We start from the raw sequence: 24,917 nt of genomic DNA on the forward strand, positions 1-24,917 counted from the left end.
CCTCCCCTTAGCGGTAGCAGACGGTCTTCACCGCCTGGACGACTTCGCCGACATTCGGCAGAGCCAGCTTCTCGAGGTTCGCCGCATAGGGCATGGGCACATCCTTGCCGGCAATGGTCAGGATCGGCGCATCGAGATAGTCGAAGGCCTGCTGCATCACGCGGGTGGCAATTTCCGTGCCGACGGAAGACTGCGGATAGCCTTCCTCGACCGTCACCAGACGGCCGGTCTTCTTCACCGATTCGATGACGGTCGGCAGGTCCATCGGGCGGATGGTGCGCAGATCGATCAGCTCGACGTCGATGCCTTCCTTTGCCAGCTCGTCGGCGGCCTTGACCGCATAAGTCATGCCGATGCCGAAGGAAACGATGGTCGCATCATTGCCCTTGCGGTGGATGCGCGCCTTGCCAATCGGCAAAACGAAATTATCCATCTTCGGCACTTCGAAGGACTGGCCGTAGAGGATTTCGTTTTCAAGGAAGATCACGGGGTTCGGATCGCGGATCGCCGCCTTCAGCAAGCCTTTCGCATCGGCCGCCGTATAGGGCTGCACGACCTTGAGGCCGGGAATGTGGCTGTACCAGGCCGCATAATCCTGGCTGTGCTGGGCCGCCACGCGGGCGGCCGCACCGTTCGGACCGCGGAACACGATCGGCGCGCCCATCTGGCCGCCGGACATGTAGAGGGTCTTTGCTGCCGAGTTGATGATCTGGTCGATCGCCTGCATGGCGAAGTTGAAGGTCATGAACTCGACGATCGGCCGCAGGCCGGCCATGGCCGCGCCGACGCCGATACCAGCAAAACCGTGCTCGGTGATCGGGGTATCCACCACGCGGCGGGCACCGAATTCCTGCAGGAGGCCCTGGGTGATCTTGTAGGCGCCCTGATATTCGGCGACTTCCTCACCCATGATGAAGACGTCGTCATTGGCGCGCATTTCTTCGGCCATGGCGTCGCGGAGCGCTTCGCGTACGGTCATCGTCACCATTTCCGTGCCGGCCGGAATGTCCGGATCGGCGGCGGGCTCGCTCTTCGGTGCGGCCGGAACCGGCTTGGCGATCTGCGGCTGGGCGGAGACAGTCTCGGCAGCGGCAGGCTGCTGCGGGGCCGCCGGCGCGGGTGCCTTGGCAGCCGCATCGGCGCTTTCGCCTTCCTGCAGCAGGACGGCAATCGGCGTATTCACCTTCACGCCTTCGGTTCCGGCGGCCACCAGCAGCTTGCCGATGGTGCCTTCATCGACGGCTTCCACTTCCATGGTCGCCTTGTCGGTTTCGATTTCGGCGATCACGTCGCCCGCCTTCACGGCGTCGCCTTCGTTCTTCAGCCATTTGGACAGTTTGCCCTCTTCCATCGTCGGGGAGAGTGCAGGCATCAGGATATCAATCGGCATGTCTTAAAACCTCCCCGGGGATCAGAGCAGAATGTCGGTGTAGAGTTCGGAGACATCCGGTTCCGGATCGGACTGGGCAAAATCGGCACTGTCGGCGACGATGTCGCGGACATCCTTGTCGATGGCGCGCAGCTCGTCTTCCGTCGCCCAGCCCTTTTCCAGCAGGCGCGCACGCACCTGTTCGATCGGGTCGTGCTCGGAGCGCATCTTCTGCACTTCATCCTTGGAGCGGTACTTGGCCGGGTCCGACATGGAGTGGCCCCGGTAACGATAGGTGAGCATTTCGAGGATCAGCGGGCCCTTGCCGGCGCGGCAATGGGCAACGGCTTCTTCCGCAGCAGCAGCCACCGCGCGCACATCCATGCCATCCACCTGATAGCCCGGAATGCCGAAGGAGGCGCCGCGCATGGAGAAGTCGGTCTGCGCCGAGGCGCGCGATACGGCGGTGCCCATGGCGTAGCGGTTGTTCTCGATGATGTAGATGACCGGCAGCTTCCAGAGCGCCGCCATGTTGAAGCTCTCGTAGACCTGGCCCTGGTTGGCCGCGCCGTCGCCGAAATAGGCGAGCGAGACATTGTCATTGCCACGATAGCGGTTGGCGAAGGCAAGCCCGGTGCCGAGCGACACCTGCGCACCGACGATGCCATGGCCGCCGTAGAAATTCTTTTCCTTGGAGAACATGTGCATGGAGCCGCCCTTCCCCTTGGAAAGGCCGCCGCGGCGTCCGGTCAGTTCGGCCATGACGCCCCGGGCGCTCATGCCGCAAGCCAGCATGTGGCCGTGGTCACGATAGCCGGTGATGACCTGGTCGCCATCCTTCAGCATCATCTGCATGCCGACAACGACCGCTTCCTGGCCGATGTAGAGATGACAGAAGCCGCCGATGAAGCCCATGCCGTAAAGCTGGCCGGCCTTCTCCTCGAAGCGGCGAATCAGCATCATTTCGCGATAGGCCTTCAGCTCGGTATCCCGGTCGAACTCCAGGAAGTTACCGCCGTTAAAGTCTTTCTTTCCGGATTTCACCGCCGTCTTGCGAGCGGTTGCGGGCGCGGATTTACGCGTCGCCATGCAGGATCCTCCTCGGGTTTCCTCGGACCAAAAGTGGTGCAAGCTTATGGGAGAATCCTGTTCTCAGCAATGCCTATAATGCATGCCTTCTATTCTAATTAACGCACTGTAAAACAAGCAGAATTTTGAATTAACCAAATTCCGGTTAATCGAAATAGGAGTTGAAAATCACGATTTCGTCCGCCCGCGAGACGTTGAGTTCGTAACGCGCCTTCTCGTCCAGAATATCCTTTTCCATGGAGCCGCCGCTCAACAGGCTGACCTGAAGCTCCAGGGCCTTGCGCTTTTCGGTCAACTCCTCCAGCTCGGCCATGCGGGTTACGCGCTGGCGTTCGAACTCCTCCGTGGCGATCAGACCGTAGTCGCCATGGATGGAATGATAACCGAAATAGGAGAGGAAGGCGACGGTGATGAGAGGCATGACAAAACGCCCCAATCTCCGCTTCTTGTGATGTTTGGTCCACATACTCAAACCACTAACCCGAACGCGACAGAACCTGACCATCAAATTACCCGGGAGTTCTTAACCGACCGTTGACCATGCAGGGGAACATTACGGCATCATGATCTCCGGCCCGAGCAACAAAACAGGAGAGGACGAGAAGGGCCTGCCACGCAGGCCCTCCGAGCAGCAACCTCACACTGTGTCGTGATCGAGGAATTGGCGAATAATGGCCACGCGGACCATCCCTTCGATGAAGCCCTCCCCTTCCGTGAAAAAGGCGGTTCGGGATTCATGTGCCAGCAGCCAAGAGTTTGGTCTTTTTGGCCTATGACAGGTGGTGTTCCCATCATAGGCCGGCACCCTCAATCATTGGCCTCGGGTGGCAGGAAATCCACCTCGTGTTCGGCGGATGCCCGCACGACGGCCTCTACATCCGTCATGTTGTGCAAAACCTTGAAGAGGTCGTGAAGCTTCCTCGCCGGGGATACCCAGAACAGGGCTCGCGCCGGCTTGTCGGATTTGTTGAAGTAACCATGCGGCACGCCACGCGGCATGCGGACGAGATCACCCGCTCTCGCAGTGGACCATTGTCCATTCAGCTTGAGCTCAAGCTGACCTTCCTGCACCAGAATGAATTCGTCCTGGGTCGGATGGACATGAACCGGCACGAACTGGCCGGGCTCTGAATTGGTTTCGAAAGCAAAGGCAGCTTCACAGTCGGCCTTCGGGAAATATTTTTGCCCCAGAATGTTCCACTCCACGGCGTCCAGACCTTCCCCGTCCCTGGTAATGCCGCCTTCCAGTTCACCTGCCATGCAAATGTCCTCCCTTTCATGGACGTCCTATCCGGTGGCTACGCTCCATCCTTGTCCCTCCCGGACGCGGAAACATTCCTTCGAAGCAAGCTCACCGTTACGGAGATCAGTATTGTCGCGCTGGAATTGATGGACAATGCCCGGAAATCTGATTTGATTGTGCAGGATTGCTGCACAATGGAAAACCCGATCGCATGGACAAGCTGACGGCCATCAGAACCTTCGTTACCGTCGTCAGCCGAGGGAGCTTTTCACGCGCCGCGCAGACAATGTCTGTGCCGAAAACTCGGGTTTCCCAGCGTATTCAGGAGCTGGAGGCGCAACTTTCGACGCGGCTTCTCTACAGGACGACCCGTACGGTGTCGCTGACGGAAGAAGGCCGGCTCTATTATGAGAAATGTCTTCATATCCTCGAGGAGATTGACGCTGTCGAACAAAGTCTCCGGCAAGCAGGAGAAATGCCGACAGGCCGGCTACGCGTCTCCACGATGAGCCTGATCGGAGGCACCCTGCTGCTTCCACAGCTTTCCGCGTTCCGCTCGGCCTTCCCCAATGTCTCGCTGACACTTTCCCTATCGGACCGGATCGAGAACCTGAACGAAGCCGGATGGGATTGCGCCATCCGGGGCGGCAGCCTCCAGAGTTCCTCGCTGATTTCCAAACATCTCTGCGATGTGACTTTTGGCCTTTATGCCGCGCCGGCCTGGCTTCGCAACGCCGACCCCATCGAGAGCCCGGACGCATTGCAGGGCGCAAGCCTCATCAAGATGGTGGACCAACGGGACGGCAGCGTTCGTGCATGGGATCTCACGGGCCCGGCAGGGGCGACAAGGATCGATGGTCGAGGTGTCCTCGAAGTCGATGATGACAAGGCCGCACTGGATGCAGCCCTGCATGGATGTGGCATCGTCCTGGCTCCGGATTTTGCCGCTCGCCCGCATGTGAAAGAAAGACGCCTGGAACCGGTGCTTCCGCAATGGAGAGGCGTTACGCGGCCGATCTATGCCATCTATCCGACACGACGCCATCTTTCCGCAAAGCTTCGCTCGTTCCTGGGATGGGCGGAAACGGTCATTCGAGACAGTATCGAGAACAGAGAAGACCGCTGATCGGATGCCGATCAAAAAAGCCCCTCCAGCGCAGGCGGGAGGGGCTTTTCTCATTCACGTGGAGGCGCTGCGTTTCAGCCCTTCAGGATCGACCGGCCGGCGAAGGAAGCCTGGGGTCCAAGACCTTCCTCGATACGGATCAGCTGGTTGTACTTGGCGGTCCGGTCGGAACGGGCGAGCGAGCCAGTCTTGATCTGGCCGCAGTTCAGGGCAACCGCGAGGTCGGCGATCGTCGAATCTTCCGTTTCGCCGGAGCGGTGCGACATGACCGAGGTGTAGCGGGCCTTGTGGGCGGTTTCGACCGCTTCCAGCGTCTCGGTCAGCGAGCCGATCTGGTTCACCTTGACCAGGATGGAATTGGCGACGCCCATACGGATGCCGTCCTTCAGGCGGGCGGTGTTGGTGACGAACAGGTCGTCGCCGACGAGCTGGACTTTGGAACCGATCTTGTCGGTAAGCGCCTTCCAGCCATCCCAGTCGTCTTCGGCCATGCCGTCTTCGATGGAGATGATCGGGTACTTGCCGGCGAGTTCGGCCAAGTAGGAGGCCATGGCTTCCGGCTCCAGCACGCGGCCTTCGCCTTCGAGGTGGTACTTGCCGTCCTTGAAGAATTCGGTCGAGGCGCAGTCGAGCGCCAGATACATGTCCTCACCCGGACGATAGCCGGCCTTCTCGATGGATTTCATGATGAAGTCGAGGGCGTCGGGAGCCGAAGCGAGACCGGGAGCAAAGCCGCCTTCGTCGCCCACGTTGGTGTTGTGGCCCTGGGCGGCGAGCTCCTTCTTGAGGACGTGGAAGACTTCCGAGCCCATGCGCACGGCGTCACGGATGTTTTCCGCGCCGACGGGCATGATCATGAATTCCTGGAAGTCGATCGGGTTGTCGGCATGGGCGCCGCCGTTGATGATGTTCATCATCGGCACCGGAAGAAGATGGGCATTCGAGCCGCCCACATAGCGGTAGAGCGGCAGGGCAGCCGAATCGGCCGCAGCCTTGGCGACGGCGAGCGAGACGCCGAGGATCGCATTGGCGCCGAGGCGCGACTTGTTCGGCGTTCCGTCGAGCTCGATCATGACCCGGTCGATCTGGCGCTGGTTCTCGGCATCGAGCCCGCCGACCGCATCGAAGATTTCGGTGTTGACGGCTTCGACCGCCTTTTCGACGCCCTTGCCATGGTAGCGCTTGCCTCCATCGCGCAGTTCCACCGCCTCATGCGCACCGGTCGATGCGCCCGAGGGAACCGCGGCCCGGCCGAAGCTTCCGTCTTCCAGGTAGACATCGACTTCAACGGTCGGGTTGCCGCGGCTATCGAGGATCTCGCGGGCGATAATGTCGGTAATGGCGGTCATTTCAGCTTCCTGTTTTCACGGGTGAAGGGAGATGGGTTTTCATACTGCATGACGCGAAAAATACAATCCGCGTCGCGGAATACCTGGTTACCAGAGCCCCGTTACGCTTTCGCGATGGCATCGAAGGCCATCAGCTTTTCGATGAGGCGTGGCATCTGGTCGAGGGGAACCATGTTCGGCCCATCCGACGGTGCGTGATCGGGGTTTTCATGGGTTTCGATGAACAGCCCGGCAACGCCGACAGCCACGGCGGCCCGTGCCAGTGTTTCCACGAACTCGCGCTGGCCGCCCGAGGAGCCGCCCTGCCCGCCTGGCTGCTGCACGGAGTGGGTCGCATCGAAGATGACAGGGGCGCCCATGGCCGCCATGATCGGCAGGGCGCGCATGTCGGAGACGAGCGTGTTGTATCCGAAGGAGGCGCCGCGCTCGCAGAGTAGGACATTCGGATTGCCGCTGCCGTTGATCTTGGCCAGTACGTTCTTCATGTCCCAGGGCGCCAAGAACTGGCCCTTCTTGACATTGATCGCACGGCCGGTCTTCGCGGCGGCGATCAGGAGATCGGTCTGGCGGCAGAGAAAGGCCGGGATTTGCAGCATGTCAACGGTCGGAGACACGAGCGCGCACTGCTCTTCGGTGTGGATATCCGTGATAACGGGGAAGCCGAATTCCTTTTTCAGATCCGCGAAAACCTCCATGGCCTTCTCAAGTCCAATGCCACGCTCGGCCGAAAGCGAGGTGCGGTTCGCCTTGTCGAAGGAGGACTTGTAGACAAGGCCGATCCCGGCGGCCTTGCAGATTTCCGCGAGTCGGCCCGCCACTGCAAAAGCGTGGTCGCGGCTTTCCATCTGGCAGGGTCCGGCAATCAGGGAAATGGGCGCCCGGTTGGAAAAGGTGACCTTGCCGGCGCCCTCGCCGATGGTGACCGCTTCATTGTTCGTGACGCTCTGGCTGGCGGACATGCTGCACTCCTTCTTCGGCTGGGCGCGGAAGTGGTCATCCGTCGCCGTTGAAATGCCTGTCCGACAAAGGTTTGGCTCTGTCAAGGCAGAGGCGGGAAAGGGTGCCGGGCAGGATTATCAACAGCACCGGCGCCATTCCCACAAAAAGCCCGCTTGCCAATTCATGTTAAACGTTTATATTGCGCGATATAAACGTTTAACATATCGCATTTGCGAAAGGTTGAACTTGAGTCGAGCGTGCATGGGAGGCGCTTCCAAATTGGCTCCAATCCAGATTCAGGGCTTGAAGAAATCCTTCGGGTCGCATCCGGTCCTGAAAGGGATCGATCTCGATATTCACGATGGGGAATTCGTCTCCTTTCTCGGCCCCTCGGGCTGCGGCAAGAGCACGCTGCTCCGCCTTATCGCCGGGCTGGAGGAACCCACTGACGGGCAAATCCTGCTGGGGGGTCAGGATGTTACCGACGTTCCTTCGGCGAAGCGCAACATCGCGATGGTGTTCCAGTCCTACGCTCTCTATCCGCATATGTCGGTGCGCAAGAATATTGCCTTCGGGCTATCCCTGAACGGCATGCCCCGCGCCGAAATCGAGCGCCGGGTGGCTGCGGCTGCGCATATCCTGCAGATTACCGATCTGCTCGACCGCAGGCCGAAGCAGCTTTCCGGCGGCCAGCGGCAGCGTGTTGCCATCGGCCGCGCCATTGTGCGGGAACCCGTCCTTTTCCTGCTGGACGAACCGTTGTCGAACCTCGATGCCGGTCTGCGCGTCAGTATGCGCGTGGAGCTTGCGGCCCTGCACGCGCGGCTGAAGACCACCATGATCTACGTCACCCACGACCAGGTGGAGGCGATGACGCTTTCATCCCGAGTGGTGGTGCTGGACAAGGGAACCGTCAGCCAGTTCGGCACGCCGCTGGAGCTGTTTTACCGCCCCGCCAACCTTTTCGTCGCGGGATTCATCGGCTCTCCAAAGATGAATTTCTTTTCCACGGCCTCCCGGGGCTCGGCAGGGCAGCAGATTTCTGTCTCCGGCGAGGGCTTCGACCGTTCGTTGACGGTCAACCTCGCCCGCAGCATCGACTGCCCCGCCGGCACCCGGCTGACACTGGGCATCCGTCCCGACGCCCTCGAGATCCGCCCCATGGGTGAGGGTGAACTGTCCGCCCATGTCGATCTGGTGGAACGGCTCGGCACGGAGAGCCACGTCCACCTTATGTTGCCGGCACTGGGGCAGCGCATGACCGCCATCGTGCGCGGCAACCATCCGGTTCAGGCCGGACAGGAGGTCGGCCTGCGCCTCGATCCAGCGCAATGCCATCTCTTCGACGAGGCAGGGCTGGCCCTGCCCCGCGCGCTCGACCCCGAAACACTCAGCCTGATCGACCGGGAGAAACAGGTCAGGTCCAACAGCTCAACCAAGGAGGAGACCCATGCATAAGGCCATCAAGAGAACCGCCGGCGCCCTTGTCGCGCTGTCGCTCGCCAGCTCCGCCGCCTTTGCGGAACAGGTGCTGCGCTTCGCCACCTGGGACAGCGACGAAAGCCTGGCGATCGAGCAGGCTATCGCCAAGAAGTTCGAGGAATCCCATCCGGGCGTGAAGGTTCAGGTGGAAGCCTATGGCGGGGACGGCTACGACCAGAAGCTCGCCGCCGGTTTCGGCGCCGGCAACCCGCCGGACGTAATGTATATGTGGAACTTCCCCCAGTACCACACGTCGCTGATGCCGCTGGACGAGCTGATCGCCAAGGATGCGGCTGCCCTTGACGTCAAGGACATTCCGGAAGGCCTGCTGAATGCCTCGAAGATCGACGGCAAGATCTATGGCATGCCCGCAGGTTTCACCACCCATGTGGTGTTCTACAACAAGGATATGTTCGCCAAGGCGGGCGTGGAAGAGCCGAAAGACGGCTGGACCTGGGACGATCTGCGCACCAAGGCGGCGAAATTCCGTAACGAAGGCGAAAAGACCTACGGTTTTGCCGTGGATGCCAAGCCCGATCCCTATGATTTCGAGCAGTTCCTCTGGTCGAACGGCACCCGCTACATTTCTGAAGACGGCAAGACGATCGATGGCTTCATGAACAGCAAGGAAGCCGCCGAAGTGCTCGACATGTTTGGCGATATGGCCAAGAAGCAGGAAGCCGTCACGGTCAATGTGGGCGACAATACGAGCGCCAGCGCCCTCTTCAAGGGCGGCAAGATCGCCATGCTGGAAGGCGCCATGTGGAACAAGTCGGGCATCGACGAGTCGGGCGTGAAATATGGCGTGGCCCACCTTCCCGCTTTCCCCGGCAAGGAGGTCCAGTCGGCTATTTCGATTTCGGCCATGTCGATTGCCAAGGACGCGAAAGAGAAGGATCTCGCCTGGGAATTCGTGAAATTCTACACGTCCCCCGAAGCCATCGCCATGCGCAAGAACGACCTGCCGGTCCGCACCAGCGTGGCGGAAAACCAGGGCATGACGAAGGATCCCGTCTACAAGCCCTTCTTCGACGTGCTGGCCATCTCCACCAAGGAGCGCCCCGCCTTCCTGAAGAACCCGAAATGGGCACAGATCCAGGAAAACCTCGCAGTCGCCATCGAAGCGGCGATCACCGAGCAGGGCAATGCACAAGCGCATCTGGACGAAGCTGTCCAGCGCTCGCAGCGCTTCCTGAAGTAAAGCCAGTGCCTTGAGCAATCCAGGGAGGACGATCGAGATGGATGCGACACGCGCGGAAAGACGGCGAAACCGTTTTCCGATCACACCTTATCTCTTCATTTCTCCCTGGATTCTGGGCTTCATGCTCTTCACACTCGGCCCGCTGGTCTTCTCGCTGGTGATGAGCCTGCATGACTGGCCGGTGGTCGGGGAGCGAACCTTTGTCGGGCTTGGCAACTACCGATCCATGCTGACGGAAGATCCCCTATTCTGGGAAAGCCTCGGCATCACCACCCGCTTCGCGCTGATCTATGTGCCCTTCAACATTGTGCTGTCGTTTCTGCTGGCGCTTCTGCTCCACCATGCAAAATTCGGCGTCGGCATATTCCGCACGGCCTTCTACCTGCCGAGCGTCATCTCGGGCGTGGCGCTTGTCATGATCTGGAACTGGATCTACAGCAGCGAATACGGCCTGTTGAACTATATGCTGTCCTTTGCCGGCATCGGCCCGGTAAACTGGCTCGGCGACCGCAATCTGGCCGTGATCGCCATCATCGTCGCCTCGCTCTGGGGATTGGGCGGCACGATGCTGATCCTGCTGACGGGCCTCAAGGGCATCCCCCGCGAACTCTACGAGGCCGCGACCGTCTCCGGCGTTCCGGGATGGGCGCAGATGATCTTCATCACGCTTCCCATGCTCGGCCCGATGCTGGTTTTCACTTTCATCACTTCGATCATCGCCGCCTTCCAGCAACTGACCATCGCGCTGCTGCTGACCAAGGGTGGGCCGCTGAAAGCGACCTATTTCTTCGCCATGTACATCTATGACAATGCCTTCAAGTTCTACGACATGGGCTATGCCGCCGCCGGCTCGTGGATCATGTTCCTGATCGTTCTGGCGCTCTCGCTTGTCGTCATGCGCTGGTCGGCCGCCTGGTCCTATTACGAGGGCGAGCTGAAGTCCAAGGAGGGCGACGATGCGTAAGCTCCTCATCCATTCCGCCCTGACATTCTTCGCGGTCCTTTTTATCCTGCCCTTCTACTGGACCTTCCTGTCCGCGATAAAAAGCACAGCCGAACTCTATCAGTTCCCGCCCGTCTTCTGGCCATCCGAATGGCATTTCGAGAACTTTGCCGAATCCTGGAACAAGCTGCCCTTCAACACCTTCCTGTGGAACTCGACGATCGTCGTCGTGCTGTCGACCATCGGCCAGCTGATTTCGTCCTCGCTTGTCGCCTTCGGCTTCGCACGGTTCCGTTTTCCCGGCCGCGACGCGCTGTTCATCCTGCTGCTCGCCACCATGATGATCCCGTGGGACGTGAAGATGATCCCGCTCTACATGGAGTTCAACTATCTCGGCTGGATCAACACGCTGAAGCCGCTGATCGTGCCCTCCTATTTTTCCGATGCCTTCTTCGTCTTCATGCTTCGGCAGTTCATCATGACGATCCCGCTCGAGATCGACGAGGCGGCGCGTATGGATGGGGCGTCGAGCTTCGACATCTACTGGCGTATCCATCTGCCGCTGATGCTGCCGGCGCTGATCCTTGTCGGCACGATCCATTTCATGAATGCCTGGAATGACTATCTCGGGCCGTTGATCTTCCTGAACGATCAGTCCCAATACACGCTGACGCTCGGTCTTGCCCTGTTCAAGAACCCGCATGATGTGGACATCACGGCTGTTGCGGCCATTACCACCCTGCTTTGCCTGCCGCCGCTCGTGCTGTTCTTCTTCGCCCAGCGCTACATCATGGAAGGCGCGGTCGGCTCGGCGGTGAAGGGCTAGGCCATGCTGTTCGATTTCGACCGCATTCCCTTCAGCCGCGCGGACCGGTTCCTCACACTATCGCGGATGGCAGACGCGGACGGCCGCACGGATACCTGGTTGCGCCATGTATCCGGCGGGGATGAACGCGCCTCGCTCGGAAGGCTTTGCCGGCTTGCTTTCCTCGGGCCGGACGGTCATCCCGTGGAACCGCGTTTCACGCTCGAACCCCACCGCCTCACCGCCGAAACCGATAACGGGCAGATTTCTTTCGTGATCGGTTCGGGCGAAACACTGCATCTGAAGGGGAAAGACCTCGGCCTTCGGCTGGCGCTCAAGGGTTCCCGCTACGATTATGCTTTCCGCCTGCCCTCTGGCGAAGATTGCATCGTCGCCTCCGGAGAGAATATCAAGATCCGTCCGCTGGCAGCCGGCACACGGCTTGTCGTCAGCGGGCAGTGGCGCCGCGATCATGCAGACGATGTCAGTATCGCCTTTGAACCGGCCAGCGACTGGGAAGGCACGCTCGAGCTCTTCGAGGTGATCGCGTCGTCCGTGTCCCCACCCGAGCTTTCACAGTCTGAGGCGGACGTCCGCGCGGAATTCGAACGCTGGCTTGCCCTTCAGGACGGGCCTCGACCCGGTGAGGAGGAGGTTCATCGGCTTGCCTCCTATCTGCTTTGGGCGAACCGCGTGCCGGAGCGGGGGTTGCTCACCCGGCCATCCATCTTCATGTCCAAGAACTGGATGATCAATATCTGGAGCTGGGACAATGCCTTTTCGGCGCTCGGCGTACACCGGGCCGACCCGCAGCTCGCCTTCGATCAGTTCGCAGCCATTTTCGATCACCAGCATGAAAGCGGCTGCCTGCCCGATTTCGTCAATGACAGGCACATGCTGTTCGCCTTTACGAAGCCACCGGTGCATGGCTGGGCGGTGCAACTGATCCATGCGGACAATCCGGGCTTTCTGACAGCCGAGCGGCGGGCCTACCTTTCTCGCGCCCTTGCCGCGCAGGTGGACTATTGGCTGACCCATACCCGGCCGGATGCGGAAAGCCTGCCCACCTATTTCCATGGCAATGACAGCGGCTGGGACAATGCGAGCTTCTTTGCCGAAGGCGGCCCGGTGATGTCGCCGGATCTGCCGGTCTTCCTCATTCTTGCGTGCGACACGCTCGCTGACGTGCTGATTGACAATAAGGGAGAGGCGCTCCGCTACCGGCAGGAAGCCGACCGTCTCTTTACCCTTTTGAAGGAATGGCTTTGGGATGGCGAGATGTTCCGTACCCGGCTGCTGTCCGACCCCGACCGGACATTGCCGCGGGATAGCCTTGTGCAATTCATGCCGCTGCTTCTCGGTAGCCGACTACCTGACAACGTGAGAGACCGGATGCTCGCTCGGCTTCGCGAGGGTGGATATCTCACCGAGTGGGGATTGGCGACGGAATGCCCGACAAGCCCTCTTTACGAGGCGGATGGATATTGGCGCGGACCGATCTGGGCTCCGACCACCCTTCTGGTCTGGGACGGCCTGCGCCGGCAGGGCGAACGCGAGCTCGCCGACGAGATCGCCCGGCGTTTCTGCAGGCTGGCCTCGCTCAACGGTCTTGCAGAGAATTTCGATGCGCTGTCGGGTCGCGGTTTGCGCGATCCCGCGTTTGCATGGACTTCTGCCGCCTATCTCGTGCTCTCCGCCAGCCTGGTTCGCGCGGACCGCTGAACCACACCCGAAATCTGAACCGGCATGGCTGCAACGCCTGCCTTCGAATGTGCACATCCATGCAAGGAGCTTGCGCCCGTGTCAGTCACCGAGCCCGGCAAATCCGTTCCTCCCTCCCCCTATATCGCTCCCGACCGGCTCGAGCTTGGGGTCTGCTACTATCCCGAACAATGGCCCAAGGAAAAATGGGGTGAGGATGCCGCCCGAATGGCTGACCTCGGGCTCGATTGGGTTCGGATCGGCGAGTTCAGCTGGGCGCTGATCGAGCCCGAGCCCGGCCAGTTCGATTGGGGATGGATGGACGAGGCGATCGACATCCTCGGCAAAGCCGGGCTGAAGGTCATTCTCGGGACGCCCACGGCCGCGCCGCCGAAATGGCTGGTGGACCGGTACCCGGATATCCTTGCCGTCGGTCCGGACGGTCGGCAGCGGCGCTTCGGCGCACGACGTCACTACTGCTTCTCGAGCGAAACCTATTTCCGCGAGGCGGGCCGGATTACCCGCGCTTTCGTGGACCGGTATGGGCATCATCCTTTCGTCAAGGCCTGGCAGACGGATAACGAATATGGCGACCACGACACCATTTACAGCTACTCCGAAAGCGCACATCGCGCCTTCCGGCAGTGGCTCGAGGCGCGGTATGGCACGATCGACGCGCTGAACACCGCCTGGGGTACGCGTTTCTGGTCGATGCGCTACCGATCCTTCGAGGAGGTGGACGTGCCCCTTCAGGTCGTGGAGGAACCAAGCCCGACCCATCTGGTGGATTTCGTGCGCTTCTCGTCCGATCAGGTCGTGCGCTTCAATCGCCAGCAGGTCGACATTATTCGCGCCGGATCGCCCGGTCGGCCAGTGACGCATAATTTCATGTCGCACAACATCGACTTCGATCATTTCAAACTCTCGGCGGACCTCGATGTCGCCTCGTGGGACGTTTATCCGATGGGCGGGTTGATCAATGGGCGCCTCTCCAATGCGGAAAAGGAACGGAGGCTGCGCACCGGCGATCCCGACCAGGTCGCCTTCAACCACGATCTTTATCGCGCCACCGGAAAAGGCCGCGTGTGGGTGATGGAACAGCAGCCCGGCCCCGTGAACTGGGCCGCGCATAACCAGTCGCCCGACGATGGAATGGTGCGCTTGTGGACATGGCTCGCCTATGCGCATGGGGTGGATATGGTGGCGTATTTCCGCTGGCGTCAGGCCCCCTTTGCGCAGGAACAGTTTCATGCCGGCCTGCTGCTGCCGGATTCGACCCCGGATCAGGCCTTTCATGAAACCGCCCTCGTGGCAGCCGAGCGAAAATGCCTGCCTGCCGCGCAGACCAAGGCGAAGGCGTCTGTTGCCCTTCTCATGGATTACGAATCGCGATGGGCGAGCCGGGCACTTCCGCAAGGAAGAACCTATTCCGCGTCCGCGCTTTGCCTGGACTGGTATGCAGCCCTTTCCCGCCATGGCGTGGATGTGGACATTATCAATCAGTCCAGCGATGTCTCGGATTACCGGCTGGTGCTGTGTCCGGATCTGCTGATCGCCGATCCCGGCTTCATCGCTCGCCTCCAGGCTTCCGGGGCGAAGGTGCTGTTCGGCCCCCGCTCCGGCAGCAAGACAGGAGACATGCACATTCCGGACGGACTTCCCCCGGGGCCGCTCCGCGATCTTCTCTCCCTGAAGGTGGTTCGTGTGGAAAGCCTGCCCTCGGCTCTCGGTGAACCCGTGCTTTTCGGCAATCGACAGTTCGCTGCCGGTACCTGGCGGGAAACTATCGAAACGGACGAGCCGGTCTTGGCTACGTTCCAGGGACCCTATCGTACCGGAGCGCCCGCCATCGTCGGAAATGACAAGGCCCGCTATCTCGCGACGATCCCCACGCCCGATTTCCTTCACGCTCTGATGCGCGACTCACTGGACTGGGCGGGTGTCGCATGGATGCCGGATCTTGGCGACATCCGGATTGTCCGGCGGGGCGAGCTGAGCTTCGCGTTCAATTTCGGGAGCGAGACCACGGATCTGGAGCTGCCGGCGAAGGCGGATATTCTCGTGGGCGAAAAGGCAATTGCGCCCTGCGGTGTCACCATATGGAGACAAGGCTGAAACGCCGCATGAGCCGGATTTGAGCCGCTCGTTCCACCCGTCCGGGGCCTTATCGGGACCCGGGCGGTGGCGCTTTCTCACCCTTGGGGAAACATATAAAAATTTCATCGATCCTTTGCTGGCTTTAATCGAATATTTGCCACTTGCGGAACACAAATGGAACATATAGGGTCCGTTCTGGATTTGTTTCACGATTCTGGGGATTGGCGAGATGCTGACGCGCAAACAACAGGAATTGCTGCTCTTCATTCACGAGCGAATGAAGGAGTCGGGTATTCCGCCTTCTTTCGATGAGATGAAGGATGCCTTGGACCTTGCATCGAAGTCCGGGATTCATCGGCTGATCACGGCCCTGGAAGAGCGCGGCTTCATTCGCCGCCTGCCCAACCGGGCCCGGGCGCTCGAGGTCATCAAACTGCCGGAGGCCTATACGCCCAGCTTGCAGCCGCGCCGCGGCTTTTCGCCGAGCGTGATCGAAGGCAGTCTCGGAAAACCGCAGCCAGCTCCCGCTCCGGCAAAGCCCGCCCCCGCTCCTGCCAATGATGCGACGACGGTTGCAGTGCCGGTCATGGGCCGTATCGCCGCCGGTGTCCCGATCTCGGCGATCCAGAACAACACGCACGAGATTTCCGTGCCAGTGGAGATGCTGGCGAGCGGCGACCATTATGCGCTGGAAGTCAAGGGCGACTCGATGATCGATGCCGGTATCCTGGATGGAGACACGGTGATCATTCGCAATACCGCCAGTGCGACCCCCGGCGATATTGTCGTGGCGCTGGTTGATGACGAGGAAGCGACTCTGAAGCGGTTTCGGCGCAAAGGCGCGTCCATCGCGCTCGAAGCGGCGAATCCCGCCTATGAAACGCGCATTTTCGCGGCCGATCGGGTCAAGGTTCAGGGAAAACTGGTCGGCCTGATTCGTCGCTATCACTAGGCAGGACTGCCAGGGGTCGGTTCGAGCCTGCGTTAGGCTCCGCACCTGTGAGGAGCCGCTGCAGGGTCTCGGGGACGGGATTCCTTGGGCCTCCGGTGTGCCAGTCATAGGTTCTGTTGGCGAGCCAGGGTCGGTCGAGACGCGTATAGGACGGTTTGATCACGACTGCCCCCGTAGCCTCGTCGAAGCGGATTTCCTCTGAACCGGTCATGCGGAGAGTATCTCGGCTGATCAGCAGCGCGCCCGAGCGGCATTCCGTGAAACCTCTTCCGGTTCTGGCCACAACGATATCCGCAAGATCACAGGCAATGCCCGTATAGATGCTGTTGACGACAAGCGCGACGGTATGGTCTGCCGCCTTTCCAATGCACCAGGATCGATCCTTGCAGGCAAAGCGCTGCCCGGAGAGCAGGTCGATTGTGGTTGCCAGCAGACCGCGTTCAACGATCTCTTCCGTATCCGTCAAGGGCCGATAGCGGTCATCCGGTTGGTCCTTCCGGCCTGCACTGTCGGGTTCGACCGTCAGGGGTGGCATGACGTCGCCCAGACCATATAGTCTTTGCCACTGGTCCGTAACAAAGGATTGGCCTGAGGGATCCGCAGTCCAGAGGCGTCCGGACGAGACAAAGGCGGCCACCTCTCCCCCTTCGTGCAGAACAAGGTCAGGCGGTTTTTCACGGGGCTCCAAAGCATAGAGAAATCCGGCTGCGAGCAGAATCACAAGTCCCGAGATCCTCAGCGGGGTACGCAGGAGGCATAAAATCAGAAATCCTGAGCCGGCACATAAAAATGCCGAAGCGGGAATCGGGAGCACCGTAAGTTCGCCGCCGATTGCCGCCACCTTATTCCCGACGGCAATTACAGCGCCCAGTCCAAGCCCCATAAGCTTCAGGGGCACGACATCCAGTCCTACAGGCATGAGCAGCATGGCTGCCAACGCCATGGGCATGACCAGCATATCGAGAAGGGGGGCCGCCAGCATGTTGGCGAGGAAGCCTTGCAGCGGGAAACGCTGGAAATGGGCCATGGAGAAAATGGCCGTGGACAGACCGCCCACAAGCGCCGTCGCGGCGATCCCGGTCAATAGCCGGGCCCCGCGGCCGACGGCACTGAGCACAGGATGGCGGGACTTCGGCCTCTGGGGCTTCCCCCACCTCGCCCAGGCTTCGTACACGGCTATCAATCCGATCGTACCGGAAAAGGAAAGCTGAAAACTGGCCGACAACCCGGCGGACGGGCTTTGGATCAGGATGATCCAGGCGGTCAAGGCAACGGTGCGCTGGCTGATGGCCGGACGATCCGCCAGGACCGCGCCGAGAGAGAGCAGCATCATCAGAAAGGCACGCTCCGCCGAAACGGCAAAGCCGGACAGAAGATAGTAGCTGCCCGTCCCGATCACGGCGCCCACCGCCGCCAGTTTCTTGCCCGAATAGGCATGACTGAAGCCGAGGGAAAGACTGAAGACCGAGCGGAGCCCGATAAAGAACACGGCGGCCGCCAGCACCATATTCATCCCGGAAATGGCGATGATATGGGCCAGACCGGATTTCCGGAGCGTTTCGACCGTATCGCGGGAAATCGCCCGCTGCTCGTTGGTTATCAAGGCAGCCGCCAGGGCCCCCTCGTCTCCGCCAATGGTTCGGCGGATGTGTTCTCCAATGGACGAACGAGCCCGGGCGATGCGGAGGAAGACCCTGTCCGCCGGGGACGCTGCCGCCGGTGGCGGCCCCTGCATCCTCGCTGGTGCTCCGTAGAAAAAGCCGCTCGCGCCGGTTCCCGAGAAATAGGCGGCGAAAGAGAAATCCATGGCACCGGGTGCGGCCGGCCCAGAGGGAGGCGAAAGACGCGCCCGACCGACGAGAATTTCACCCGCTTCGAAGGGAGCGGGTTGACGGGCGGTCAGCGCGATTTCGTGTGGCGGTCTCCGCAACTGCGGCGACCGGGTCGAGATCACCGCCAATCGATAACGCCATTGCCTTTCGCCACTCGCTTCCCGATCGAGGATGCGGGCTGTTACGACAGTCGTCACCGGCTGGTCCAAGAGGATGGTCGCGGATCGGGCCGTTTCAAAAGCCGCCAGCAGTGCACCCGCAGCAAACAGAGCGAAGCCCAGTGCGATGGCAGCGACGACGGGCCGCCTCCGCCGGAGCCACCATGCGGCAAGGAGGGCAAGGCCGGCTGCTAATGCAGACAGGTCCGAATCAGCAACCGAGTCGGATCGAAACCACAGGCTTGCGCCGGCCCCGGCGGCCAACGGGGCGAAGAGAAACGGGGTCCGAAATGCAACCTCTTCCCGAAAACAGGCGACACAGAAGTGGGCCAGCTCCGAAATCCGGAAAATAGCCGATTGCTTGCGCGGCGGGGTCGCCGTTGCGCTCCAGCGAGGGTTTGGCGAGCCTGTTTGCCCGTTCTCGTTGGCAGGCACCGGCTCTTGCCCTCGCCTGACCGGGCGATTGCGCGGAATGACCAGTTTCTGAACGGCTCTGCTCAAATTCATGGCAGAGTATCGCATGGTATTTCAGTGTTCTTCAATTCTCTAATGAAGGCAGATCAGCATTTTATCGAGTTAACGGGATTGGAAAGAATTCGACTTAAGATTCGTATGAACAAGCAATCAAGGCCATGTTTTCAGTGGATTTTGCGACGCAAAAGGGTCTACCATGCGCTGCACAATTCGCGATGCAGAGACCTTGCCCCTTTCGTCGCCGGATGAAGGGTGGGTGGCCCGGACAGGATGTCCGCGGGCTTGGTCTGCAAAAAGGATAGGCAGGATCTGCGACTGGCCATAAGCCTGGCGCAGATCTGGATGCAAGTTTGTCAGTTTAACCCTTAAGGCGCGGGTTCGCGCCCGGGCACTCGGAGGACCAGCATGACTGATAAGAACGCTTCTTTGGCGCTAGGTGGCAAGTCGATAGACCTGCCGGTGAAGCAGGGAACGATCGGACCGGATGTCATCGACATCGGCACGCTCTACAAGCACACCGGTGCTTTCACTTACGACCCGGGCTTTACCTCCACCGCCTCCTGCGAGTCGAAGATCACCTATATCGACGGCGACGAGGGTGTCCTGCTTCACCGCGGTTATCCGATCGACCAGCTGGCCGAGCAGGGTGATTTTCTCGAAGTCTGCTACCTGCTGCTTTACGGCGACCTTCCGACCGCTGCGCAGAAGAAGGACTTCGATACCCGTGTAACCCGCCACACCATGGTTCACGAACAGATGTCCCGCTTCTTTACCGGCTTCCGCCGCGACGCCCATCCGATGGCCGTCATGGTCGGTACGGTTGGCGCCCTCTCCGCCTTCTACCACGACTCGACCGACATCACCGATCCGCACCAGCGCATGGTCGCTTCGCTGCGCATGATCGCCAAGATGCCGACGATCGCGGCGATGGCCTACAAGTATCACGTCGGGCAGCCGTTCGTTTACCCGAAGAACGATCTGGATTATGCCGCGAACTTCCTGCGGATGTGCTTTGCCGTTCCGTGCGAGGATTATGTGGTGAACCCGGTTCTGGCGCGTGCCATGGACCGTATTTTCATTCTTCACGCCGATCACGAGCAGAACGCATCGACCTCCACCGTCCGTCTGGCCGGCTCTTCCGGCGCGAACCCGTTCGCCTGCATTGCAGCGGGCATTGCCTGCCTTTGGGGGCCTGCTCATGGCGGCGCCAACGAAGCAGCCCTGAACATGCTTCAGGAGATTGGAACGGTCGACCGTATTCCCGAATACATCGCCCGTGCCAAGGACAAGAACGACCCGTTCCGTCTGATGGGCTTTGGCCACCGGGTGTACAAGAACTACGATCCGCGCGCACGCATCATGCAGAAGACCATGTATGAAGTGCTGGAGGCCACCGGCCACGGCGACGACCCGCTGATGCAGGTTGCCCTGGAGCTGGAAAAGATCGCCCTCAACGATGAATACTTCAAGGACAAGAAGCTCTACCCCAACGTGGACTTCTATTCCGGCATCACGTTGCGCGCTCTTGGTTTCCCGACCACCATGTTCACCGTGCTCTTCGCGCTCGCCCGCACCGTCGGCTGGATCGCGCAGTGGAACGAGATGATCGAAGACCCGCAGCAGCGCATCGGCCGTCCGCGCCAGCTTTATACCGGCGCCCCGCAGCGCGACTATGTGCCGGTGTCCAAGCGCTGAAACGCGATGACGCAGCAAAAAAAGAACCCGGTCAAATCTGGCCGGGTTTTTTGTATGTGCAGTCGAGAAGAATTTTTGCACCGGTCATGCCCGGTGGCTCAGGTCGGGCCATCGCTCGCCAGACAGCGTCGAAACCGAGTTGCATAGCGTTCCGTTCGGGCGTGTCACCGGAGAGCCGTTCCAGCCAGCGCACCAAAGCTCCGGCACGGATCTGTGCATTGAAATATTCCGGGACGATCACATAGTCAGCGATCAGGTTCGGCAACGCGCCGCTCCAGATCTTGATCCGATCCGTGATTAGTTTGATCAGCCAATCCGTCTTGTACACCGAAACCATGGGCACGCCGCACAGTCCCAGCTCCAGGATCACGGTGCCGGACGCCGCGATTGCTGCATCCGCCTCGGAAAAGGCCTGCCACTTGAATGCGCCGTCCGCACTGATTTCGGGTTTGACCGACCAGTCGGCCGTCATGTCCCTCACCAGCGCTTCCATCCGCGGAACCGTCGGCAGCAGAAAGCGGGTTGCGCCGTTTCGGGCAACAAACTGCTCGGCTACGTCGCGAAACACGGGAAGCAACCGTCGTACTTCCGACCCGCGGGATCCCGGTAGCAGCACGATGGTCTTCGGCAGGGCGGAGGCCACGGTCCTGTCCGCCCTAACCTGTCTGACGCTCAGAACATCCGCGTCGGCGGTCAGACGGTGCCCCACGAAACTGGTTTGGGGTCCGTCCAGGCGAGCCATCACGTCCGGTTCGAAAGGCAGGAGGGCCAGAACGTGGTCCACATAAGGGCGCATGGCGGCCGCCCTATGCTCCTTCCAGGCCCAGACACTGGGGCAAACATATTTGATGACCGGGATCGTCGGGCATTTCTCCCGGAACCGTCTGGCGACACGGTGGGTAAAATCCGGGCTGTCGATGACAAGCACGACGTCCGGCTTTTCTGCGGCGAGGTAATCCGCCGTCTGGCGGATGCGACGCATCAATTGCAGCAAGCGCACCAGCACCTGCGTGAAGCCCATGATCGACAATTCGGAATAATCGAACAGGGAGGTCAGACCTTCGCGTCCGAGTGCTTCGCCGCCCACACCGACGAGCGTCACGGGCCGCCCGCTGATGGATTTGAGGGCCGCAATCAGATCGGCGCCCAGCAGATCGCCGGAAACCTCCCCTGCCACGATGCCAACCTTGAGGGGGGCGCTCATAATCCCAGTCCCTCCTGCTCCCGGTCGATCCCGCAGACAAACAGACCGAGCTCGTTGGCAGCGGCAATCATTTCGTGTCGTTCGAGAACCAGAGCCCTGCCCGCCTCGACCGCGATGCCCGCGAGACCGGCGCGACCGGCATTGACCACGGTGGACCGTCCGATTGTCGGAAGATCGGCCCGAATGTCTTGGGTCGGCTTGCACATCTTCACAAGCACACCCCGTCGCTTGCTCGAAATACGGCCCTCCTGACGCAGCTCCGCGACGCGGCCGAGCATACGGTCGGTGCCTTCCACGCCCTCGAGCGCCACAATACGTCCGCCTACAGACACGGCGCCCTGCCCGACATCCAGAGCGCCCAGCGCGATGGCCGCAGCGGCGGCACGGGCGATATCCCGCCGGGATTCCTCGTCCGGCATAACCGACCCGGCAGGACCGATCTCGGCAATCAGGTCCGGAGCAACCTCATGGGCACCGATGACGGTCGCGCCATGGGCTTCGATCAGCCGTATCACCATCTGCAGAACCGTATCATCCCCGCCGGACAGCAGCGTCCTGACGATAGACGGAACACGAGCGAGCGTGGCCAGAGTGGGCCTGATTTCCCGAAGCTCGGGCCGGCGCGCGACGCCCCCGGAAAGCACGACGCGCTGGATAGGACCGCGCGAAAGCGCAGCCTTCAGACCGGCCATGTCGCCAACGCCGATCTCCACGCGTTCATAGCCGTCAAACCGGCTGTCGCTTTCGTGTCTCAGCGCGATGATCAATGGGTCCTCGCCAGCGCGGCGTGCGGCATCCGCCACATAAACAGGCAAAAGGCCGCTCCCGGCAATGATGCCAAGGCGGCCCTTCTTCTCATTCGGTGAGGCTGACATGACCTCAGGCCTTGCCCCGGTTCGGCGATGACAATGCGCGATCGCTCTCGGCGGCAATGAAATCGAAAATCTCCAGCGCCTGCGGGCAATCGAGATAGTCGTCGCGCGCTGCGGCGGCATTGGCGCGAATGGACTGCGGCCCTTCGAAAATGGCCTTATAGGCCCGGCGCACCGTATGGATGACCGCACGGTCAATGCCTGCGCGCGTCATGCCAACCACGTTGAGTCCGCTGAGGATACCCGGATTGCCATTCAGCATGCCATAGGGGATGACATCATAGCTTACCGCAGACAGGCCGCCGATAAAGGCCTGCTTGCCGATGCGGGTGAACTGGTGCACTGCAGAACCGCCACCCAGGATCACGCGGTCTTCCACCACCACATGGCCAGCCAGCATCACATTGTTCGACATGATGATGTGATCCCCGAGGATGCAATCATGCGCGACATGGGAGTTTGCCAGAAAGAGGTTGTGGCTACCGATCACCGTCTTGCCGCCGCCGCCAACCGTCCCGGTATTGACCGTCACGCCTTCGCGGAACGTGCAATGATCCCCGACGGTCAACGTCGTTTTCTCACCTTCATGATGAACGCTCTGCGGATCCCCTCCGATCACCGAATTGGGGAACATCCGGCACCCCGCGCCGATGACCGTCTTGCCGGTAACGACGGCATGGGTCATCAACTGGACCCGATCCTTCAGCACGACCTCCGGACCGACATGGCAGAAAGGACCGATCACACAGTCTTCACCGATCTGCGCGCCGGGTTCGACCACGGACAGGGGATGAATACGGGCGCTGGCAGCAATGGAGCTCATGCCTGTTCCTTGTCCTGCTTGACGATCATCGCGCCAATATCGGCTTCAGCCACAAGAGCGCCGTCCACCTTGGCATCGCAATGGAACTTCCAGATGTTGCCGCGCTGCTTCTGCTTGGTCACATGATATTCGACACGGTCACCGGGCACGACGGGCTTGCGGAAGCGCGCATTGTCTATGGTCATGAAGTAAACGAGATTGCCGGTTTGGCCAGCCTTTCGGGCGCAAATGGCACCGGCCGTCTGCGCCATGCCTTCCACGAGAAGAACGCCCGGCATGATCGGCGACGTCGGGAAGTGTCCGGTGAAATGCGGCTCGTTTGCCGTGACATTCTTGATCCCGATCGCCGACTCATCGCCGTCGATCTCCACGATGCGGTCCACCAGCAGGAAAGGATAGCGGTGCGGGAGGAGCGTCATGATCTCCAGAATGTCGGCAGTGCCCAATTCCGCCTTCGTTTCAGTCATTCTTTTCTCCCGTGGTCTTTTTGTTTCGGTTCGCCGAGCGGGCTGTCATTTCAGCCACATCACGGAGGAAGTCCTTCATGGGGCGCGCCGGGAGGCCGCCATAGCGTTCGCCAGGCGGCACATCGGCGGCAACACCGCTCATGGCGGCAATCTGTGCGCCATCGCCAATCGTGATATGACCGTTCACGCCTACAGCGCCGCCGATCATGACCCCATCGCCGATACGCGCGCTGCCGGCAATTCCCACCTGGCTGACGATGCCGCAATGTCTGCCGATGCGAACATTGTGGCCGATCTGCACCTGATTATCGATCTTCGTCCCCTCGCCGATCACCGTGTCATCCATCGTGCCACGGTCGACGGTGGTATTGGCGCCGATTTCGACGTGATCCTGGATGATGACACGCCCGATCTGCACGATCTTGATCATTCCACGCGGGCCCGGTGCATATCCGAACCCGTCCTGGCCGATACGGGCCCCGTTATGAATGATAACGTGATTGCCGATATAGGCACACAGGATGCTGGCGCCTGCAGCAATGGTGCAATCCCGCCCTATCTTCACACCGGCGCCAATAATGGCTCCGGCGCCGATTCGTGTGCCGGCACCGATTTCCGCGCCTGCGCCGATCACGGCCAGTGCCTCGACGTTCACATCGGCTTCGAGCTTCGCTGTGGGATCGATCACGGCGCGATCCGAAATTCCTGTTCCCGACAGAATCGGGTCCGGACGCATGGCATTCGGGTGAAGCAGGGATCCGGCGACGGCAAACGCGGTTTGCGGTCGACCCGAGAGAAGCACGGGAATGTGGGACGGGATCAAGGGCTGAAGCGCTTTGTCGCATAGAATAGCGGAAGCCTGACAGGTCTCCAGCTCTTCCTTGTGGCGGCGCGAAAGCAGATAACAGATATCCCCTTCCCGGCCGCGACTTACAGGCGATACGCTTCGAATAAGACGATCCCCGTTGGAGGGATCAACCAATTCCGCCCCAATCCGGGAGGCCAACTCTGAAAGAGTGACCCCCGTATGGGGCGGAAAAAATGGCGACAGTTCCATCAGCAAATGCTCCAGTACGGCAATGGTGCCCGCAGGTCT

Annotated in this window: 21 protein-coding genes; 9 read left to right on the forward strand and 12 right to left on the reverse strand. The window is 60.7% G+C overall.

All coding sequences use genetic code 11. The annotated features are described in order from the left end of the window. Positions 1-7 precede the first annotated feature (7 nt). The 4 genes from ACT54B_RS12015 to ACT54B_RS12030 form a co-directional block, all read right to left on the reverse strand. Entirely contained in the window at positions 8-1,390 is a 1,383-nt protein-coding gene (locus ACT54B_RS12015; protein ID WP_476045156.1) for a pyruvate dehydrogenase complex E1 component subunit beta, read from the reverse strand. A gap of 21 nt (positions 1,391-1,411) precedes the next feature. Beyond that, positions 1,412-2,458, reverse strand: coding sequence for a pyruvate dehydrogenase (acetyl-transferring) E1 component subunit alpha (gene pdhA / locus ACT54B_RS12020; protein ID WP_476045157.1), 1,047 nt, complete (start codon positions 2,456-2,458; stop codon positions 1,412-1,414). A 145-nt stretch (positions 2,459-2,603) separates the two neighbouring features. After that, positions 2,604-2,924 (reverse strand): FtsB family cell division protein, encoded by a 321-nt coding sequence (locus tag ACT54B_RS12025; protein ID WP_476045158.1) that lies wholly within the window; start codon positions 2,922-2,924, stop codon positions 2,604-2,606. Positions 2,925-3,265: 341 nt separating this feature from the next. Further along, positions 3,266-3,718, reverse strand: a complete 453-nt coding sequence (locus ACT54B_RS12030; RefSeq protein WP_476045159.1) for a cupin domain-containing protein — start codon at positions 3,716-3,718, stop codon at positions 3,266-3,268. A gap of 194 nt (positions 3,719-3,912) precedes the next feature. On the opposite strand from ACT54B_RS12030, the gene ACT54B_RS12035 reads away from it, so the two are divergent. Next, positions 3,913-4,827, forward strand: coding sequence for a LysR family transcriptional regulator (locus ACT54B_RS12035; RefSeq protein ID WP_476045160.1), 915 nt, complete (start codon positions 3,913-3,915; stop codon positions 4,825-4,827). Between the two features lie 74 nt (positions 4,828-4,901). Here the strand turns inward: ACT54B_RS12035 and eno are convergent, their stop codons facing one another. Together eno and kdsA are read right to left on the reverse strand one after the other, a co-directional pair. Beyond that, positions 4,902-6,176: a phosphopyruvate hydratase gene (eno, locus tag ACT54B_RS12040; RefSeq protein ID WP_476045162.1), complete on the reverse strand. Its 1,275-nt coding sequence runs from the start codon at positions 6,174-6,176 to the stop codon at positions 4,902-4,904. Positions 6,177-6,277: 101 nt separating this feature from the next. Next, on the reverse strand, positions 6,278-7,135 hold the full coding sequence (gene kdsA / locus ACT54B_RS12045) for a 3-deoxy-8-phosphooctulonate synthase (protein WP_476045163.1): 858 nt from the start codon (positions 7,133-7,135) through the stop codon (positions 6,278-6,280). 259 nt (positions 7,136-7,394) lie between these two features. Between kdsA and ACT54B_RS12050 the strand changes: the two genes are divergently transcribed. The 7 genes from ACT54B_RS12050 (at position 7,395) to lexA (ending at position 16,296) form a co-directional block, all read left to right on the forward strand. Further along, positions 7,395-8,573 (forward strand): ABC transporter ATP-binding protein, encoded by a 1,179-nt coding sequence (locus tag ACT54B_RS12050; protein WP_476045164.1) that lies wholly within the window; start codon positions 7,395-7,397, stop codon positions 8,571-8,573. Beyond that, positions 8,566-9,798: an ABC transporter substrate-binding protein gene (locus ACT54B_RS12055; RefSeq protein ID WP_476045166.1), complete on the forward strand. Its 1,233-nt coding sequence runs from the start codon at positions 8,566-8,568 to the stop codon at positions 9,796-9,798. Before ACT54B_RS12050 ends, ACT54B_RS12055 begins: the two co-directional genes overlap by 8 nt. Positions 9,799-9,835: 37 nt before the next feature. Then, a complete protein-coding gene (locus ACT54B_RS12060; RefSeq protein ID WP_476045167.1) occupies positions 9,836-10,762 on the forward strand; it encodes a carbohydrate ABC transporter permease in 927 nt (308 codons plus the stop codon). Then, a complete protein-coding gene (locus ACT54B_RS12065; RefSeq protein ID WP_476045169.1) occupies positions 10,755-11,567 on the forward strand; it encodes a carbohydrate ABC transporter permease in 813 nt (270 codons plus the stop codon). The genes ACT54B_RS12060 and ACT54B_RS12065 overlap by 8 nt, the downstream gene beginning before the upstream one ends. A 3-nt stretch (positions 11,568-11,570) precedes the next feature. Further along, entirely contained in the window at positions 11,571-13,268 is a 1,698-nt protein-coding gene (locus ACT54B_RS12070; protein ID WP_476045170.1) for an amylo-alpha-1,6-glucosidase, read from the forward strand. Positions 13,269-13,346: 78 nt separating this feature from the next. Continuing rightward, on the forward strand, positions 13,347-15,362 hold the full coding sequence (locus ACT54B_RS12075) for a beta-galactosidase (RefSeq protein WP_476045171.1): 2,016 nt from the start codon (positions 13,347-13,349) through the stop codon (positions 15,360-15,362). A gap of 211 nt (positions 15,363-15,573) precedes the next feature. Continuing rightward, entirely contained in the window at positions 15,574-16,296 is a 723-nt protein-coding gene (gene lexA, locus ACT54B_RS12080; RefSeq protein WP_476045172.1) for a transcriptional repressor LexA, read from the forward strand. On the opposite strand, the gene ACT54B_RS12085 is transcribed toward lexA, so the two are convergent. Further along, entirely contained in the window at positions 16,250-18,808 is a 2,559-nt protein-coding gene (locus ACT54B_RS12085) for a ComEC/Rec2 family competence protein (protein ID WP_476045174.1), read from the reverse strand. The genes lexA and ACT54B_RS12085 overlap by 47 nt on opposite strands. A 357-nt stretch (positions 18,809-19,165) precedes the next feature. Here ACT54B_RS12085 and gltA point away from each other — a divergent pair, with 357 nt between their 5' ends. Further along, positions 19,166-20,455 (forward strand): citrate synthase, encoded by a 1,290-nt coding sequence (gene gltA, locus ACT54B_RS12090; protein WP_476045176.1) that lies wholly within the window; start codon positions 19,166-19,168, stop codon positions 20,453-20,455. A gap of 31 nt (positions 20,456-20,486) precedes the next feature. Here gltA and lpxB read toward each other — a convergent pair whose 3' ends face one another. The 5 genes from lpxB to lpxD are packed head-to-tail and all read right to left on the reverse strand — an operon-like array spanning position 20,487 to position 24,878. After that, positions 20,487-21,659, reverse strand: a complete 1,173-nt coding sequence (lpxB, locus tag ACT54B_RS12095) for a lipid-A-disaccharide synthase (RefSeq protein ID WP_476045178.1) — start codon at positions 21,657-21,659, stop codon at positions 20,487-20,489. Then, a complete protein-coding gene (locus tag ACT54B_RS12100; RefSeq protein WP_476045179.1) occupies positions 21,656-22,534 on the reverse strand; it encodes an LpxI family protein in 879 nt (292 codons plus the stop codon). Before ACT54B_RS12100 ends, lpxB begins: the two co-directional genes overlap by 4 nt. Positions 22,535-22,538: 4 nt before the next feature. Then, positions 22,539-23,354 (reverse strand): acyl-ACP--UDP-N-acetylglucosamine O-acyltransferase, encoded by an 816-nt coding sequence (lpxA, locus tag ACT54B_RS12105; RefSeq protein ID WP_476045181.1) that lies wholly within the window; start codon positions 23,352-23,354, stop codon positions 22,539-22,541. After that, on the reverse strand, positions 23,351-23,821 hold the full coding sequence (gene fabZ / locus ACT54B_RS12110) for a 3-hydroxyacyl-ACP dehydratase FabZ (RefSeq protein WP_476045183.1): 471 nt from the start codon (positions 23,819-23,821) through the stop codon (positions 23,351-23,353). Before fabZ ends, lpxA begins: the two co-directional genes overlap by 4 nt. Continuing rightward, entirely contained in the window at positions 23,814-24,878 is a 1,065-nt protein-coding gene (gene lpxD / locus ACT54B_RS12115) for a UDP-3-O-(3-hydroxymyristoyl)glucosamine N-acyltransferase (RefSeq protein WP_476045599.1), read from the reverse strand. Before lpxD ends, fabZ begins: the two co-directional genes overlap by 8 nt. Between the last annotated feature and the right edge of the window lie 39 nt (positions 24,879-24,917).

The sequence above is a fragment of the Gellertiella sp. DMC107 genome, assembly GCF_056313605.1.